The sequence below is a fragment of the Faecalibacterium sp. Marseille-Q3530 genome (genome assembly GCF_017377625.1).
GTDB classification, from domain to species: Bacteria; Bacillota; Clostridia; order Oscillospirales; family Ruminococcaceae; genus Faecalibacterium; species Faecalibacterium prausnitzii_E.
In genome coordinates this window covers 98,354-114,616 of the sequence record NZ_JAFREH010000010.1, presented here as the reverse complement: position 1 = coordinate 114,616, position 16,263 = coordinate 98,354, and the positions used below count along the sequence as shown (strand labels likewise).

At 51.7% G+C, this 16,263-nt stretch carries 16 protein-coding genes and 1 pseudogene; 14 read left to right on the top strand and 3 right to left on the bottom strand.

Going from position 1 to position 16,263, the window contains the following annotated elements; all coding sequences use genetic code 11:
• The first annotated feature begins 151 nt into the window (after nucleotides 1–151).
• From J3350_RS09700 to J3350_RS09665, 8 genes are all read left to right on the top strand, one after another.
• Nucleotides 152–1,039, top strand: coding sequence for an LPD16 domain-containing protein (locus tag J3350_RS09700; protein WP_207686470.1), 888 nt, complete (start codon nucleotides 152–154; stop codon nucleotides 1,037–1,039).
• 8 nt (nucleotides 1,040–1,047) lie between these two features.
• Nucleotides 1,048–1,563: a YodL domain-containing protein gene (locus J3350_RS09695; protein WP_207686469.1), complete on the top strand. Its 516-nt coding sequence runs from the start codon at nucleotides 1,048–1,050 to the stop codon at nucleotides 1,561–1,563.
• Nucleotides 1,553–1,756 (top strand): transposon-transfer assisting family protein, encoded by a 204-nt coding sequence (locus J3350_RS09690; RefSeq protein ID WP_015537699.1) that lies wholly within the window; start codon nucleotides 1,553–1,555, stop codon nucleotides 1,754–1,756. The genes J3350_RS09695 and J3350_RS09690 overlap by 11 nt, the downstream gene beginning before the upstream one ends.
• 173 nt (nucleotides 1,757–1,929) lie before the next feature.
• Nucleotides 1,930–2,277 (top strand): DUF6054 family protein, encoded by a 348-nt coding sequence (locus J3350_RS09685; RefSeq protein ID WP_207686468.1) that lies wholly within the window; start codon nucleotides 1,930–1,932, stop codon nucleotides 2,275–2,277.
• Nucleotide 2,278: 1 nt separating this feature from the next.
• Nucleotides 2,279–2,638, top strand: a complete 360-nt coding sequence (locus J3350_RS09680; protein WP_207686467.1) for a DUF2500 domain-containing protein — start codon at nucleotides 2,279–2,281, stop codon at nucleotides 2,636–2,638.
• Between the two features lie 217 nt (nucleotides 2,639–2,855).
• Complete coding sequence (locus tag J3350_RS09675; protein WP_207686466.1) at nucleotides 2,856–3,791, top strand: hypothetical protein; 936 nt, start codon at nucleotides 2,856–2,858, stop codon at nucleotides 3,789–3,791.
• 61 nt (nucleotides 3,792–3,852) lie between these two features.
• Nucleotides 3,853–4,182: a hypothetical protein gene (locus J3350_RS09670; RefSeq protein ID WP_005943424.1), complete on the top strand. Its 330-nt coding sequence runs from the start codon at nucleotides 3,853–3,855 to the stop codon at nucleotides 4,180–4,182.
• A gap of 82 nt (nucleotides 4,183–4,264) precedes the next feature.
• Nucleotides 4,265–4,426: a hypothetical protein gene (locus tag J3350_RS09665; RefSeq protein WP_197037328.1), complete on the top strand. Its 162-nt coding sequence runs from the start codon at nucleotides 4,265–4,267 to the stop codon at nucleotides 4,424–4,426.
• Nucleotides 4,427–4,486: 60 nt separating this feature from the next.
• Here the strand turns inward: J3350_RS09665 and J3350_RS14000 are convergent, their stop codons facing one another.
• Complete coding sequence (locus J3350_RS14000; protein WP_242700232.1) at nucleotides 4,487–5,278, bottom strand: hypothetical protein; 792 nt, start codon at nucleotides 5,276–5,278, stop codon at nucleotides 4,487–4,489.
• 1 nt (nucleotide 5,279) lies between these two features.
• On the opposite strand from J3350_RS14000, the gene J3350_RS13995 reads away from it, so the two are divergent.
• The 5 genes from J3350_RS13995 to J3350_RS09645 all read left to right on the top strand — a co-directional run bounded on the left by J3350_RS13995 (nucleotide 5,280) and on the right by J3350_RS09645 (nucleotide 13,909).
• Nucleotides 5,280–5,636 carry a TnpV protein gene (locus J3350_RS13995; RefSeq protein ID WP_242700231.1) on the top strand — a complete coding sequence of 119 codons (357 nt, stop codon included), beginning with the start codon at nucleotides 5,280–5,282 and terminating at the stop codon, nucleotides 5,634–5,636.
• A 374-nt stretch (nucleotides 5,637–6,010) separates the two neighbouring features.
• Nucleotides 6,011–11,743 carry an SNF2-related protein gene (locus tag J3350_RS09660; protein WP_242700239.1) on the top strand — a complete coding sequence of 1,911 codons (5,733 nt, stop codon included), beginning with the start codon at nucleotides 6,011–6,013 and terminating at the stop codon, nucleotides 11,741–11,743.
• Complete coding sequence (gene mobC / locus J3350_RS09655) at nucleotides 11,740–12,072, top strand: plasmid mobilization relaxosome protein MobC (protein ID WP_207686464.1); 333 nt, start codon at nucleotides 11,740–11,742, stop codon at nucleotides 12,070–12,072. Before J3350_RS09660 ends, mobC begins: the two co-directional genes overlap by 4 nt.
• A 108-nt stretch (nucleotides 12,073–12,180) precedes the next feature.
• Nucleotides 12,181–12,459 (top strand): hypothetical protein, encoded by a 279-nt coding sequence (locus tag J3350_RS09650; protein ID WP_128117862.1) that lies wholly within the window; start codon nucleotides 12,181–12,183, stop codon nucleotides 12,457–12,459.
• Nucleotides 12,460–12,520: 61 nt separating this feature from the next.
• Nucleotides 12,521–13,909, top strand: coding sequence for a relaxase/mobilization nuclease domain-containing protein (locus tag J3350_RS09645; RefSeq protein WP_207686463.1), 1,389 nt, complete (start codon nucleotides 12,521–12,523; stop codon nucleotides 13,907–13,909).
• A 500-nt stretch (nucleotides 13,910–14,409) separates the two neighbouring features.
• Here J3350_RS09645 and J3350_RS09640 read toward each other — a convergent pair whose 3' ends face one another.
• Nucleotides 14,410–15,099: a DUF4367 domain-containing protein gene (locus tag J3350_RS09640; protein ID WP_207686462.1), complete on the bottom strand. Its 690-nt coding sequence runs from the start codon at nucleotides 15,097–15,099 to the stop codon at nucleotides 14,410–14,412.
• On the bottom strand, nucleotides 15,092–15,628 hold the full coding sequence (locus J3350_RS09635; RefSeq protein ID WP_207686461.1) for an RNA polymerase sigma factor: 537 nt from the start codon (nucleotides 15,626–15,628) through the stop codon (nucleotides 15,092–15,094). Before J3350_RS09635 ends, J3350_RS09640 begins: the two co-directional genes overlap by 8 nt.
• 383 nt (nucleotides 15,629–16,011) lie before the next feature.
• Between J3350_RS09635 and J3350_RS14170 the strand changes: the two are divergent.
• Nucleotides 16,012–16,224: pseudogene (locus tag J3350_RS14170) on the top strand (site-specific DNA-methyltransferase); the annotation flags it as partial.
• Nucleotides 16,225–16,263 lie beyond the last annotated feature (39 nt).

Genomic DNA, 16,263 nt, shown 5'->3' with positions numbered 1-16,263 from the left:
CCCATGTGGCAGACAAGCTGCTGCGGGATGGTCGGGTCCGGCTGAAGGACTGCAAGAGCGCCAAGGGCAAGACCTACAATGCCACCGTGCTGCTGTCCTGTGAAGCTGATGGCCGCAGCAAGTTTTCTCTGGAATTTGAAGGTGGGTGCTGATGGAGCAGATAAAAGAAGCAGTCTATCTTATCAACGATGAACGCTATCTGCACCTCCGGGAAAATGGTGCAGGGGTCGGCTTTGCCACCTATAACAAGGTAACTGGCGAGCCGCTGGAAAGCGGGCAGATTTCGGAAAAGAATCTGCCGCCAGATGGACGGAACGCCATCCCTGCCGCCCGGAACTGGTATCTGTTTGAACTTTCGGACGATGACCGTAAGGCCATCCAACAGGAAAGCGTAAAGATCCTCGAAAACATCCAGCAGGCGGGTATCGGCAGACGGCGCATCTGGGAGCCGGAAACGCTGCCGAAGGATATTCGCCTCATCAACAGCCACTATGATGACCTCTATCGCATTCCAGATGGCGGCGTGATTCAGGTGGATTACCCGGATGGGCGCAGTTTTACGGCACGGGTGGAACATCTGGATGATTATCACTTTGACATGGGCGGTCTGGGCAATGTGTTCCACATCTGCCAGTTTGCCGAGATCATGGAACGGAACCATGCCGACTTCTACCCAGAAATTCAGACACAAGACGAGCAGGCTGCATGGGAACTGGGCGGCAAAGGCTACCTTGTCATCCAGTCCTGTGAGGATGGATGGGACTACACCCTCTACCACAGCGATTATTCTGTGATGGACGGCGGGCAGCTAGGTGCCCCGGAACTGACCATTCAGGAAGCCCGTGAGCAGATTCTGGAAGCACACCACATGGAAAAGGGCCGGCGGCTACTGCAGGACTACGATGCAGTCATGGATAAAGTTGCGGAAGCCGAGGAACTGAGTGCAGACCATCGCCCTTCCACACTGGAAAAGCTGGCAGAACTGGCAAGTGATGCGTCTGCGCCAAAATCCTCTGCACGTTCTGCGCCAGAACTGTGAGGTGGACGATGCAGCAAAAATGGAACCAGAATTTTGACGGTGAACCCATGACGGACATCCCGCAGAAGTTTCTGAACGCAGGGTGCGATGTTTATATGGTGATGCAGCTGCGGCATGACAAAAAAATCTTCGATGAAAGATTTGCTTCTATGCGGGAGTTGAATCGTCGAGGCAAAACGCCAAACCCGGAGCATTACGAGGTCACCTACTATGCTGATCTGCCCGCCATGTGGCAGGATGTGCCGAACAACGAGGTTTTGGAAGAACTGTTTCAGATGTTCAACCTCTCCCGTCCGCAGGATTTTGAGGGACACAGCCTGTCCGTCAGCGATGTGATTGCACTTAAACGCAATGGCGAGGTGTCTGTGCATTATGTGGACAGCATCGGCTTCAAAGATTTACAGGGGTTTCTGGATAAAAAGCCGGAACGTGCTTCGGTTCTGATGAATCTCAGGGAAAAGTGCGATGCCCCGGAGTGCAATCCAACTGGATGCCGGAAAGCGAGGGATGGCCATGAACTTTGACCATGAAGAACTGATGCTGATGATGCTCTACAACACCGGCACCCGGCTGGGGCTTATCCACGAACTGCGGCTCATGCAGTGCTACCTGATGCCCGATGAGACTGCCCTGCGGGAGTTGTCAGAGGGTGTTATCGAAAAGTTGAAACTGCTGACCGATGCAGAGTTTGCCGAATTGGAATTTCCCCCGGACTGATTATTGCCGCCTACGGGCGGCGTACATAAAGTATTTTGTTCTTCCAAAAGATATGCTATAATCAAATTAGACAAAATTCCTCTCTTCAAACGATTTCTCCGCAATTTTCCTGTGGCTCTGCTCGTATCAAAAATAAGGGGCTGAATTTTAATTGTCAGAACGGAGGAACCATTATGGCAATCTTTGAAAAGACCATCCGAAACAAAAACTTTGACAAGCTGCTTCGGAAGCTGGAACAGGAGATCCCGGACAGCAGCTGGTCGGCCGATCTGGAAGCAGGCAGTGACTTCAAAGAAGGCGACGCCCGGTGCAGTGTCCGTGTGTTTGAGAGGTACAGCATGATAGGCGGCAACCGCCTGAGCCTGACGCTGACCCTGTTCCAGAATGGAGACAGTCCGATCCGCCTGTCTGCCATCACCGCAGGCGGCAGTCAGGCGGTGTTCTTCAAGGTGAACACCCTCGGAGAAGAATCCTTTCTGGACGATGTAAAAGACCTGCTGGAAGAGCTCTTGGAGGAATAAAATGTTTTACGCTGGATTTGATATGCTGTTCAGCATTCTGTTTCCCATCCTGTTCCTTGTGGTTTTGGGTATGATCCTATACACCATCATCGGAAATATCAGCACATGGAATAAAAACAACCATTCGCCGCGGCTGACTGTTCCGGCAATGGTTGTGGCAAAGCGAACGGAAGTTTCTCGCCACCATACAGACGATGCGATGGCGCATACGTTCACGACCTATTATGTGACCTTTCAGGTAGAGAGCGGCGACCGCATGGAGCTTACCGTAAGTGGTTCGGACTACGGAATGCTTGTGGAGGGCGACATTGGAAAGCTGAGTTTTCAGGGCACCCGCTATCTTGGGTTTGAGCGGAGCTAAGCGTTCTCCTACATTATATAGTATCGTATCACATTCACCCATTCTCCTTGGAATGCCTGATGCTGAAATTTTCAGCTTCGACAATGGCACGATTCATCCTTGTCAGTATGAAGATGCGGACAGCTACGTTATCACCAAAACATTTGTAAATAATCGGCAGCATTTTTTGAACCAGCTTCTGAACGAAGAAACGTAATGCCGGGAAAGGACATTCCATATGAGTGATTCTACGTTGAAAGAGCTTTGGCAGCAGGTCGCTGAAAAGAAAAGCTGCGAAGCAAAACAGAAAGAACTGACCGCCCAGAGAGATACGCTTGCTGACCGCCTGAAAAAGCTGGAAAAATCCAAGCTGGCAGAGCAGGCTGATGTGGACCGTCTGGAGGGACACAGCCTTGCCGCATTTTTCTATCAGGTCATCGGAAAAATGGATGAGAAGCTGGACAAGGAACGGAAGGAAGCCTATGCAGCCCGTGTCAAGTACGATGCGGCTCTCCATGATCTTTCTTCCGTTGATGCCGACTTGGAGCAGATTCAAAATAGACTGGCACGGCTGTCCGATTGCGAAAGGCAGTATCAAGCTGCTCTTTCCGAAAAAATCAAAAGCATCAAAGTCTCTGCCCACCCTGCCGCACAGCAGATTGCGGAAAGCGAAAGCCGCATTGCCGCACTGAAAGTCCAAAAGCGGGAGCTGCTGGAAGCAATCAACGCCGGAAAGACTGCCTTGCACACGGTCAATGAAGTTCTGGAAACCCTCGACAATGCCGAGGGCTGGAGTACATGGGACGTAATGGGCGGTGGTCTAGGGGTGGATCTCGCCAAGTATGCGGAACTGGACGATGCGCAGGAACAAATCGAACAGCTTCAAGTGGAACTGCGGCGGTTCAAAACTGAACTTTCTGATGTTGAGATCACCGCAGACCTTCAGGTTACGGTGGACAGCTTTTTGAAATTTGCGGATTTCTTCTTTGACGGCCTCTTTGCAGACTGGGCAGTTCTGGATCACATCAATCAGGCACAGAGCAGAGTGGAGAATACCAAAGGTCAAATCAAGCGAGTCCTCGCACTTCTGAAAAAGATGCGCGAAGATATTGACGTCCAAATCGCTGACGAAAAAGAGAAGCAGGAGCAGCTTGCAGTGGAAACTGAGCTGTAAGTTTGAAGAGTCCGCTTATGTGATATGACTCGATAAAACCGAATTTACAGGAGGTGTTTCGATGAAAACAAGAAGGTTTGCCTTATGTCTGGCAGCGGTTTTTCTGGTGGCGATTTATATCAATATTCAGAGAAGCCATACTTTCACCCTTTCAAACGATGAAAGCACTATAAAGACAGAACAAATACAGCCACTTTGGGGAACTGTAAAAGTAAGCGGCGATTGTGATACTGATGTGGTCTTTACCGATGTAGAGACTGGAGAAAAATACAGAATCGGATATATTACACAGGGCGTAACGGAAAGAATCAAACTCGAAAGAGGCAAATGGTATAAGGTGGCGGGCGGAGGCAACCTTACACTGAATCCGGTAAACATTCGAGTCGAATAAATGTAAGTTCCTTGCGGGCAGCTATGAAAGCTGAAGCTGAGAAGAGAGTTTTGAATATTCACATAGGAAGGAGTACAGTTCTATGAATTACGGATGGGCAACTGTTTTCACTTTAGCGGCATGGTTTGCAGGACTTGTGATTGATGCAAATGTGCGGGTCGGCGACCTCGGTTTACGAACAGTGCTTCCTGTCATCGTGATGGGGTGCTGCGTTATGAAGTACATAAAGGACAATAGCAAATAATCTTATCTCGATACACTTTCCAGCGGGCGACCACAAAACGGTTGCCCGCTCTTTTTATGCTCAAAAAACGAAGGGAGGAACGCTATGCCAAGCAAAACCGAAGAATATCTCGCCCTTGCCCAGCGCACGGCGAACGGCTTGACCCGGTACTGGGAAAGCTGGACGGACTACCTGACCACCGCATCTCGACTGTACAAGTACCCCTTTGCGGACCAGTTGATGATCTACGCCCAGCGCCCGGATGCCACCGCCTGCGCCGACTTTGACATCTGGAACAATCGAATGAACCGCTATGTGCGCCGTGGTGCCAAAGGCATCGCCCTGCTGGACGAATCCAGCGGATTCCCCCGGCTGCATTACGTCTTTGACGTAAGCGACACCGGGGTGCGCCGCAATTCCCGTGACCCGGAGGTGTGGCAGCTCGGCCCTGATTTGGTGCAGCCGGTTTCGGAGATGTTGAGCAAGACCTACGGCATCAGCGGAGAGCGTGTCAGCCAGCAGCTTGCGGATGTTGCCGGGAAACTGGTGGCAGATTACTGGGACAACAACGGTGGCGATATCCGTGCCATCGTTGACGGGTCGCTCTTGATGGATTATGATGAAGCCGGGGTGGAGATGCAATTCAAGTCCGCTGCCGCCATCAGCGTCACCTACACGCTGCTGGAACGCTGCGGCTTTGAGCCTGCCGGGTGGTTCGACAAGGACGATTTTCAGGCGATCTACAACTTCTCCACCCCGGATGCCGTCTTTGCCCTCGGCGCAGCCGTCAGCGACATGAGCCGGGAGGTGCTGCGGAACATCGAGCGCACCGTAAAAACAACCATTCGCCGCCGCAATGCAGAAAGGAGCCAATATGAATACGAACAGCAGGAACGTGACCTACTCGACCATCGGGGACTACCAGCTCCCGAACCTGATTCTGAACCAGCCCCGGAAGCCGCTGGGCAAGTACGGCAGGCTGCGCCGGACGTACCTGATGAACCATCGCCCGGTGCTGTACAACACGATGCTCCTGAACGGGAGCCTGTACCCGCACCTGATGGAGGTGGAGCAGACGGCAGAAAGCCGGATGCAGCAGACCATGGAGCAGTTGCTGAAACAGACCCCGGCCCCGGACAAGGAGCAGCATCAGATGGGGTGGGTGCAGCACATGAACAGTCTGAAAGCACAGGCCGAGGAACTGGTGCTGAACGAACTGATTTACAGTTAAGTTTCTTCGATGCCCACATTCCCACCGAAGCCAAACAAATTGAATCCATCGACCAAGCGGAGAGCGAAAAATCGCCCCCCGCTTTTGTTTTGTCGCAGGCAGAGATTGAAAATGCGCTGCGGAGAGGTTCCAATGTTGAAGGCAGCAAACTTCGGATATGGAAAATTTATCAGTTGCAGCCTGACCGAAAACTCCGGGCAAAAGCTCTTGCCAACGAATATGCACCGTATGGCCCCGGCGGTTCTTCACACACTTATCTGGACGGAAGCAGTGGTTGGCTTGACCATGACAGCAAGGGTCTGACGTTTGAGCATTATCCCGACCATCAGAAAGTGCTTCTCCGCTGGGATCGGGTCGAAAAATATATTGACCTGATGATTCAGTCTGACCGCTACCTGTCGGACAAAGAAAGAAGAGCCATCGACTTTCCCCTTGAACTGAACGCCGCCAGTGCAGCCGAATACACTGCATTAAAGGCGCAGCACCCGGATACGCTGGTTGGATTTGAAGCTGGCGGCAATTTTATGTTCTATGGAGAAGATGCTGCCAAGGTTGCAAAAGTTCTCAACAGTGCTTTGTTTACGAGAGAAACAGCACTGGGCGAAGTTCAGGTCACAGGCTTTCCACCTAGCTTATGGGCAAGAAAGTCAAAAGAATTGTGGTCTGCGGGCAATGATGTTTACCTTGCCGGATTGAACGAAGATGGGACTCATCACCAGACTAAACATCTGCACAAAGAGGACTATCTGCCCATCGGCTCCATCATCAATATGGATGGCCGGAAATTTCGGATTGACGGAGTGGATTTTGATAAGGGCAAGGTTTCCTTGCAGGATATGGCACTGGCCGACCTGCGGATGCCAATTTTTCGGGAAGAACCGCTATCTGTTGTCCGGGAATTGTACGAACAGCAGGACGAGGCCCTTGACGCTGCTCCCGAAAAGGCCGTTGATTATAAGGTCGGGGACGATGTTGTGGTAGACCTTCTCACACGAACCATCGAGGGCAAAATCGGCTATGTGGGCGAAACCGATGTGCGCATCGACACCAGTGCGCACGGGCAGTCGTGGGATAACGAAGTTATCAATAAACAACAATTTGAGGGCGGTCTGCGGCAGGTTGAGCCGGAACTATCGGATGAGGAACTGGACGCACTGCCCATCTCTACCGTGATGGACGGAAAGGTGCAGACCTTCCCGGATGCCGCTGCCTTGGACGAAGCCCTGAATGCTGTACCTGCCGGGAACTTCCACATCACGGATGATGATTTGGGTATCGGAGGTTCTAAGCAGAAGTACGCGCGGAACGTTGAAGCCATCCGCACCCTGTTCAAGCTGGAAGAGGAGCACCGGGGTACCACCGCCGAGGAGCAGCAGGTGCTTTCGCAGTATGTGGGCTGGGGCGGTCTGGCAGACGCTTTTGACCCCGGCAAAGATAATTGGGCAAAGGAATACGCCGAACTGAAAGGGCTGCTTTCCGAGGACGAGTATGCCGCCGCCCGTTCCAGCACTCTGAATGCTCACTACACCTCTCCGGTGGTAATTCGCTCTATTTATGATGCAGTCGAGAAAATGGGGTTTCAGTCTGGCAACATTCTGGAGCCGTCCATGGGTGTGGGCAACTTCTTCGGAATGTTGCCGGACACCATGGCAGACAGTCGTCTGTACGGCGTAGAACTGGACAGCATCACCGGGCGCATTGCGAAAAAGCTGTATCCGCAGGCAGACATTACGGTGGCGGGCTTTGAAAACACCGACCGCCGTGATTTCTACGATCTGGCGGTGGGCAATGTTCCCTTTGGTCAGTACAAGGTCAACGACAAGGCATACAACAAACTGGGATTCAGCATTCACAACTACTTTTTCGCCAAAGCCATCGACCAAGTGCGGCCGGGCGGCGTGGTGGCGTTCGTCACCAGCCGCTACACCATGGACAGCAAGGACAGCACTGCCCGCAAACACATGGCAGAGCGTGCCGATCTGCTGGGGGCGATCCGTCTGCCGAATAATGCGTTCCGTGCCAACGCTGGCACAGATGTTGTCAGTGATATTATCTTTTTGCAGAAGCGTAACCGCCCCATCGACCATGAGCCGGACTGGGTACAGCTTGGCAAGACTGAGGACGGCTTTGCCATCAACCAGTATTTCGCAGACCACCCGGAGATGGTTCTGGGGCAGCTCACCACCGAAAGCACCCAGTACGGACGAGAGGAATTGACCGTTGTGCCCATCGAGGGCGCAAACCTTGGCGACCAGCTTGCCGAGGCGGTACAGCATATTGAAGGGCAGTATACTGCCGCCGAGGTGGACGCTCCCGACATTGCCGAGGAAGAAGCCACCCGGCGCACCCTGCCTGCCGACCCGGAGGTGAAGAATTTCTCCTACACCGTGGTGGACGGCGAGGTTTTCTACCGGGAAAATTCCGTGATGACGCAGGTTGAACTGTCCGACACCGCCAAGGGGCGTGTCACCGGCATGGTGGAGCTGCGGCAGATCGTCAACGAGCTGATTCAGCAACAGTTGGAGGATTACCCCGATGCCGACATCAAGGCAGTGCAGGAGCGTTTGAACGCCGCCTACGATGCCTTTACCGCAAAGCACGGTCTGCTGAACGACCGCAAAAACGGGCGGCTGTTTGAGCAGGATTCCTCCTATTATCTGCTGTGTTCGCTGGAAAATCTGGACGAGCAAGGGCAGCTTAAATCCAAAGCGGCGATGTTCACCAAGCGCACCATCCGCCCGGAGCGTACCGTCACCAGTGTGGATACCCCCAGCGAAGCGCTGGCGGTGTCCATCGGGGAACATGGCAAAGTGGACCTGCCCTATATGGCGGAGCTGTTGGGCACGCCCGGTGACTATGGGCGCATTACCACCGAACTTTCCGGCGTGATCTTCAAAGACCCTGCCGCCGACCCCACCGACCTAGAAGCGGGCTGGCAGATGGCAGACGAATATCTGTCCGGCAATGTCCGGGCAAAGCTGCGGATGGCACAGTTTGCGGCAGAGACCAACCCGGAATTTGCCGTCAATGTGGAGGCACTGACCAAGGCGCAGCCCAGAGAACTGGAAGCCTCCGAAATTGATGTGCGCTTGGGTGCAACGTGGCTCGACCCGGATATTATCCAAAAGTTTATGACCGAGACCTTCCAGATCCCCTACTATCTGCGCCACGCGGTCAAGGTGAGATATTCTCCGTATACCGCCGAATGGCGTGTGGAGGGCAAAACGGCTACGGGGCGGGGCGACATTATCTCCTCCGAGACCTACGGCACATCCCGTGCCAACGCCTACAAGATTCTGGAGGAGACCCTGAACCTGAAGGATGTCCGCATCTACGACACCATTGAGGATGCCGAGGGCAAGCCCAAGCGTGTGCTGAACAAGCGGGAGACTATGCTGGCACAGCAGAAACAGCAGGTCATCAAGGACGCTTTTGCCAACTGGGTCTGGCAGGACCCCCAGCGGCGCATTGCGCTGGTGAAGCAGTACAACGAGCTGTTCAACTCTACCCGCCCCCGTGAGTATGACGGAAGCCACATTAAATTCGTGGGCATGAACCCGGAGATCACCCTCCGGGAGCACCAGCGCAACGCCATCGCTCATGTGCTTTATGGCGGTAATACGCTGCTTGCACACGAAGTTGGCGCGGGCAAAACCTACGAAATGGCGGCATCCGCTATGGAAGCAAAACGGCTGGGGCTGTGCCAGAAATCCTTGTTCGTAGTGCCCAACCATTTGACGGAGCAGTGGGCTTCGGAGTTCCTGAACCTCTACCCCAATGCCAAACTTTTGGTGGCACGGCGCAAGGACTTTGAGACCGCCAACCGCAAAAAATTCTGCGCCCGCATCGCCACCGGCGACTACGATGCTGTTATCATCGGGCATTCGCAGTTTGAGCGCATCCCGCTGTCTTTTGAGCGGCAGGAGCGCATTATTCAGGAGCAAATTTATGAAACGCTTGCCGCCATCAATGAGCTGAAAGTCCACGCAGGCGAGAATTTCTCCATCAAGCAGATGGAAAAGACCCGGAAAACGCTGGAAACCAAGCTGGAAAAACTGCGCTCCGATGAGCGAAAGGATGATGTAGTTACCTTCGAGCAGTTGGGCGTTGACCGCCTGTTTGTGGACGAGTCACATGCGTTCAAAAATTTGTTCCTCACGACAAAAATGCGTAATGTCGCAGGATTATCCACCAGCGAAGCCCAGAAATCCAGCGATATGTTCGGCAAGTGCCGCTATCTGGATGAGATCACCGGCGGGCGTGGCGTGGTATTTGCCACCGGCACCCCGGTGAGCAACTCCATGACAGAGCTGTACACGGTCATGCGCTACCTCCAGTACAGCACCCTGCAACAGAAAAAACTGACCCACTTTGACTGCTGGGCATCCACCTTTGGCGAGACCACCACTGCCATCGAACTTGCCCCCGAAGGTACTGGGTATCGGGCGAGGACGAGATTTGCCAAGTTCTTCAACCTCCCGGAACTGATGTCCATGTTCAAGGAGGTTGCGGATATTAAAACATCCGACCAGCTCCATCTGCCTGTGCCCGAAGCGAAGTTTGAAACCGTGGTGGCAAAGCCCTCGGAAATTCAGAAGGAAATGGTGCAGGAACTGAGCAAGCGTGCGGCAGAAATCCACTCCGGTGCAGTAGATGCCTCCGTGGACAATATGCTCTGCGTCACAAACGACGGCAGAAAGATCGGCTTGGATGTGCGCCTGATGAACCCCATGCTGCCGGACGACCCCAACAGCAAGCTGAACGTATGCGTTCAGAACGTGCTGAAAATCTGGAAAGATGGCAAAGACCAGAAGCTGACGCAGCTTTTGTTCTGCGACCTCTCGACCCCGAAAAACGATGGCAATTTCAACGTCTACGATGATATTCGCAAAAAGCTGGTTGCCGCTGGGGTTCCAGAAAACGAAATCGAGTTCATCCACAATGCCGACACCGAGGCGAAAAAGGCGGCATTGTTCTCCAAAGTGCGCTCCGGCGATGTGCGGATTCTACTCGGAAGTACGGCGAAAATGGGGGCAGGCACCAACGTCCAGTCCCGGCTTGTGGCAGTGCATCACTTGGATGTTGGTTGGAGGCCCAGCGACATGACCCAACGTAACGGGCGAATCATCCGACAGGGCAACATGAATAAGGAAGTCAAGGTATTCAATTACGTCACGGAAGGGACATTTGATGCCTATTTATGGCAGACCCTTGAGAATAAGCAGCGATTTATCTCGCAGATTATGACCAGCAAATCCCCGGTGCGCTCCTGCGAGGATGTAGACGAACAGGCACTTTCCTATGCGGAGATCAAGGCACTGTGCGCCGGAAATCCGCTCATCAAGGAAAAGATGGACTTGGACGTTCAGGTCGCCAAGCTGAAGGTGCTGAAAGCCGACCACCAGAGTCAGAAATTCCGCCTGCAAGACAAGCTACTGACCAAATTCCCGGCTGACATTCAGGAAACGAACGCCTATATTGCTGGGGTGAAAGCGGACGCACAGCTTGCTGCCACCCACCCGCAGGTGCAAGAGGGTTTCTGCAGCATGACCATCAAGGGCGTGACCTACGATGAGAAAAAGACCGCCGGTGAGCGTCTGGTGCTTGCCTGCTCCGAACTGCCCAACGCCGAAGAAAAAGTGATCGGCAGCTACCGGGGCTTTGAGTTGTCTCTGCGGTTCGATACCTTCCGCAGCGAATATCAGGCGATTCTGAAGGGTCAGCGGAGGTACCCGGTAGCACTGGGCACCGACCCGCTGGGCAACATTATCCGTCTGGATAATTCGCTGAACAACTTCCCGGAGCGCATCACCGCCGCAGAAAACGAACTGGACACCCTGCATCAGCAGCAGGCGGCGGCGCAGATTGAGGTGGAAAAGCCCTTCCCGCAGGAGGAAGAACTGACAGAAAAGTCCGCACGGCTTGCGGAACTGAACACCCAGTTGGATGTGGACGAAAAGAGCCACGACCCGGAACAGGATGAGGAAGAACAGGAGGACGCACCTCGCCGCCCCTCGGTGCTGGCGGCACTGGAAGAAAAATCCGATAAGCTGGAGCCTGTGAAGCCTTTCCGCAGTTATTACGACAAGGATGGTGATGCACGATGAAAGAAAAGCGGGATGAAACCATCATCCTGCGCTTAAGCAAAACAGAAAAGAACCGCATTTATGAGAAGATGTTGGGCATGGGCATCCGCAGTCTGAGTGCCTATATCCGAAAAATGGCTCTGGATGGCTACTGCTTGACCCTTGACCTGCCGCAACTGCGGCGGATGGCATATCTCTTGCAGATGTGCAGCAACAATCTGAACCAGTACGCCAAAGCCGCCAATGAAAATGGTCGGGTCTATGCCGCCGACATGGAGGACCTGCGGCAACGGCTGGATGAGCTGATTGAGATTGGCAAGCAAATTCTTTCCAAACTGGCAGAGCTATAAAAATTCCCGCAGTTGGAGGACTGCGGGTGTACATATAATGCTTGACATCCTTGCAACGTAGTAGTCGATACCTTTATAATAAGGGCGAACAGAAAGGAAGTGCTTGATATGATGTCTATGCTGAAGAAAATTGTTCTTTTCCCGATTTCTCTCTTTGTGGCCTTTCTAGCTCTGATGGCAAGGTGGCTGCTAACCCTGTCCAGCTATGTAGTTGCTCCGCTGATGCTCTACATCTTTGGTTGCGGCATCTACACTGCCTATCGCCAGACTTGGGATCAATTTCTTATCCTGCTGGTGGCCGAGTTCATCTGCTTCATCCTCTTTTTCGGTGCAACTGCCATCACCGAGGGCATCGGGCGGTTCAGTGAGTGGTTGGCCGAACTGTAAGGAGTATTTTCAACCTTTTGCCGCCTTCGGGCGGCTTTTTCTTTTATGGGGGTGATTTAGGATGGCCGCGACACGGCTGATCGCGCTGCACAAAAACAAAGGCAAGTCGGTTGCGGCCTGTCTGAAAAGCCGTACAGACTATGTACAGAATCCCGACAAGACTGAGCATGGCGAACTGATTAGCAGCTACGAATGCAGTCCTTTGACGGTGGATGAAGAATTTATGCTGTCCAAACGGCAGTATGAACTTGTCACTGGGCGCAGACAAAAAAGTGACGTGATTGCCTATCAGATCCGGCAGTCGTTCAAACCCGGCGAGATCACCGCCGAAGAAGCCAACAAGGTGGGCTACGAACTGGCAATGCGTTTCACCAAAGGCAAGTATGCGTTTATCGTTGCCACCCACACGGACCGGGAGCACATCCACAACCACATTATTTATAACTCCACTGCGCTGGACAGCACCCGGAAATTCCGGGATTTTTTATTGTCCGGGCTGGCCGTACAGCGGTTGAGCGATTTGATTTGTCTGGAACATCAGCTTTCCGTCATTGAGATAAAACCCTATCGGGAGCGGCAGAAGCGCACACTCTACCCGCCCAAAGAAAGCAATCGTGACTGTCTATGCGGCGTGATCGACAACATTCTGGCGAAAAAAACCAAAGACTACGAAGATTTTCTGCAAAAGCTGGAGCAGCAGGGTTATGAGGTCAAGCGTGGGAAATACACCTCCGTCAAAGGCGCACGGCAGAAGCGATTCATCCGGTTCCGCACTTTGGGCGCAGGATATAGTGAAGAAGAACTGAAAGCTGTTATCTCTGGGGAAACCGAACACCATCCCCGGCAGAAGCAGAAGCGCATCGTACCGGAACAAAAGTTTCAGATGCTGGTGGACATTCAGGCAAAGCTGGCCGAGGGAAAGAGCATGGGGTATGCTCGCTGGGCAAAGCGATATAATCTGAAAGAAATGTCCAAGACGCTGATTTTCTTACAGGAGCATAAAATCGGCAGCATTAAAGAAATGCAGGAACGTGTGGATGCAGCAACTGCTCGCTATCACGAGTTGGGCGATTCCATTAAAGCTGCAGAAGCGCGCATGGCCGAGATTGCCGTGCTGCGGACGCACATCGTCAATTACGCCCGGACACGTCCGGTTTATGATGCCTACCGCAAAGCCGGGTACAGTAAGAGATTTCTGGAAGCCCACCGGGAAGAAATCACGCTGCATAAGGCTGCAAAAGCTGCTTTTGATGAAGCTGGATTGAAAAAGCTGCCAAAGGCTAAGGACTTGAGCATCGAATACGCTGAACTTCTGAAAAAGAAGAAAGAAGCATACCCAGACTACCGCAAGGCACGAGATGAGATGCAGGAGTTGATGAAAGCTCAGAAAAATGTAGAGATGTTTTTTGCAGAGGAAAAAGACACAGCCAAAAAAGAGCCAACACGATAAAAGAAATCCGCCGAGGATTCTTCCCGTTTTTTCGGGAGGAGTCCTCGGCGGATTTTTTAGTTTATGTAGCCATAGTATAAGTGAGGCCGTTTAAGAGAATCTACTCTTTATAGATGAACTTCACTTAATACCCTATAATATTTATTAAATCCATGAAAAACAGCCACCATGATAAAGTTAGACCACTCATGCTAACAACAAGGATAATTTTACATTCTGATAATTTATTAACATCTGTAATATGTATCACATCGACTATTTTACATATTAAGATAGCACCCCAAATTATAGATGCCACCACACAAACAATTAAAAAAGTCATTTATAATGTACCTCCAATTTTTTGCTCCCAATAGGAGCTTTTGCTTAGTCAACGTAATTCGCCTTGTGTTTGTGACAGCTTTTTTGAAAAATTTTCTAGTTTTTTGTTGTATTTGTATACTTATACAAAAAAACTCCATGCTATTTGTGAATTCCAACAAATAACATGGAGTTTCATATTAAAATACGTTTTCAGCGATTTTCACGATCTCATCTCGTGAGATGTTTCCCATAATCGTATTTGAAACGCCTCCTTGCTCCCAGCTTAAAATATAAACAGTGTCTCCGTTTTCTCCTACGCTCGTTCCCAAAGTTGCGTCTGCATCTCCAACTTTTATATTCTCATAAGTTGTATGCTCATTGTCAAACGAGGACTGTTGCCCCGGCTGTATAATGGAGCAGCGAACAGTATATCCTTTACCGCTTTCTTTTGACGAGTAAACGTGCAAAAAGTTTTCTGCTCTTTCAAATTCCTGCTCACGATCTCGTTCAAATCCATCCGGCACATAATGGTCGCTATACCCATTCGGGAGCTGCTCCAACGGCTCGCCGTCCACCTGATATGTCAGCTGCATCTCAATCGGCAGGAATTTCTGAATCATCGTATAGACTGCCTTTCGGAAGTCCGCACTTACTGCAAGCGCGCCGAGAGTTAAAATTACCAGCGTCAGGGCCGCAACAAGCACTCGCTTCAGCACCGGGCGGCGTTTATGCAATGCCGCTTTCAGGCGAGCATCCCATCGGGACGTGTCCGGGTAGAGTTCTTTTAGCTGTGCCGGAGTTGGCAGCTCGTCCAGTTCTTTTTGTGCATCTGCACGGAGTGCCATCATCAACGCTGCATCAAAAGAAACTTCTGTCCGCTCACTCACGGCTGTTCAACTCCTTCCACAATAGTTTTCTTCCACGGAAAAGCCGCATCCGAGCCACTTCATCCGTCAGTCCAAGCGATTCGGCAATCTCCCTGTTGGTGTAGCCCATTGCCAAAAGGCGCAGCGGATCACGATACATCGGTTTCATCTGTCCGATCAGTTCTGTCAGGTATTGGATGTTATCGGTGCTGACTGCTGCATCATCCGGCACCGGGGCATCATCTGGTGCGTCCGGGACTTCTTCCAGCGGTTCTTCTCGCTGCTTGCGAAGCATATCGTATGCACGGCTTCTACTACAACTAACGAGATAAGCAGCGAGTTCGTGACAGTTTTCTCGATGAATTTTAGAAAAATTTTTGGCAACGTACAAAAACACCTCTTGCAGTACATCTTCTGCCAGATACGAATCGCCCATAATTTTGTAAGCGGTATGGTAGACCAGCCGTTTGTAGGTATTATATACATCTATAAATTGTTCTTCTTTGCTTTGATCGTCAAGAACAGCTAAGTACAGGGAAAGCAACACCATCACCTCCAACGGATTCGCATGGATTGGATGTAGTGTACCATGAACCAGCGGAAATGTCGAATGTTTTCCGTTCTGAACGAAGAACAGCCAGCATCATGACCTCACTTACCGTTGAGGCCGTTGCCGGCTGTTCGTTTGGCTTGAGATGTCTCCATCAAAATTGCAGAGCGCAACTGTCTTGAAACTCTACCATATACAAATAGAAGCGTTTTGAAAAAACGCGCAGCCTGCATCGGAACGGTGCAGAATGAAGGGGATTGGGCACAGCCCAACAAGCATTTTGCAACGCAAAAATGGCGTTTGTATATACGAACGCCCTGCTTGCCACAACAATGCGTCCTTTTTGTCCGCAGTTTGAAATTTTTAGATTGGAGAAAAACGCCATGCTAACCTTGGAATGGATCGGTAAAAATAAAGTCGTGAACCATCATCAGAAAGTTCCCTTCCGGGTGCTGGAGCGGCAATACAGTTTTGATGAGCAGGGGCAGCACACCGAGAACAACGACAGTGAGAACATGATCATCCACGGCGATAATCTTGAAGCACTGAAAGCCCTGTTGCCGCAGTATGAGGGCAAGGTGAAGTACATCTATATCGTTATCTTAACCCCCATTCTAATGAGTATCCTAAGTTCA

Bases quoted from the DNA above. Each gene is read 5' to 3' on its own strand.
- J3350_RS09700 (WP_207686470.1), top strand. From the start codon at position 152: ATGGAGCAGATAAAAGAAGCAGTCTATCTTATCAACGATGAACGCTAT.
- J3350_RS09695 (WP_207686469.1), top strand. From the start codon at position 1,048: ATGCAGCAAAAATGGAACCAGAATTTTGACGGTGAACCCATGACGGAC.
- J3350_RS09690 (WP_015537699.1), top strand. From the start codon at position 1,553: ATGAACTTTGACCATGAAGAACTGATGCTGATGATGCTCTACAACACC.
- J3350_RS09685 (WP_207686468.1), top strand. From the start codon at position 1,930: ATGGCAATCTTTGAAAAGACCATCCGAAACAAAAACTTTGACAAGCTG.
- J3350_RS09680 (WP_207686467.1), top strand. From the start codon at position 2,279: ATGTTTTACGCTGGATTTGATATGCTGTTCAGCATTCTGTTTCCCATC.
- J3350_RS09675 (WP_207686466.1), top strand. From the start codon at position 2,856: ATGAGTGATTCTACGTTGAAAGAGCTTTGGCAGCAGGTCGCTGAAAAG.
- J3350_RS09670 (WP_005943424.1), top strand. From the start codon at position 3,853: ATGAAAACAAGAAGGTTTGCCTTATGTCTGGCAGCGGTTTTTCTGGTG.
- J3350_RS09665 (WP_197037328.1), top strand. From the start codon at position 4,265: ATGAATTACGGATGGGCAACTGTTTTCACTTTAGCGGCATGGTTTGCA.
- J3350_RS13995 (WP_242700231.1), top strand. From the start codon at position 5,280: ATGAATACGAACAGCAGGAACGTGACCTACTCGACCATCGGGGACTAC.
- J3350_RS09660 (WP_242700239.1), top strand. From the start codon at position 6,011: ATGATTCAGTCTGACCGCTACCTGTCGGACAAAGAAAGAAGAGCCATC.
- mobC (WP_207686464.1), top strand. From the start codon at position 11,740: ATGAAAGAAAAGCGGGATGAAACCATCATCCTGCGCTTAAGCAAAACA.
- J3350_RS09650 (WP_128117862.1), top strand. From the start codon at position 12,181: ATGATGTCTATGCTGAAGAAAATTGTTCTTTTCCCGATTTCTCTCTTT.
- J3350_RS09645 (WP_207686463.1), top strand. From the start codon at position 12,521: ATGGCCGCGACACGGCTGATCGCGCTGCACAAAAACAAAGGCAAGTCG.
- J3350_RS09635 (WP_207686461.1), bottom strand. From the start codon at position 15,628: ATGGTGTTGCTTTCCCTGTACTTAGCTGTTCTTGACGATCAAAGCAAA.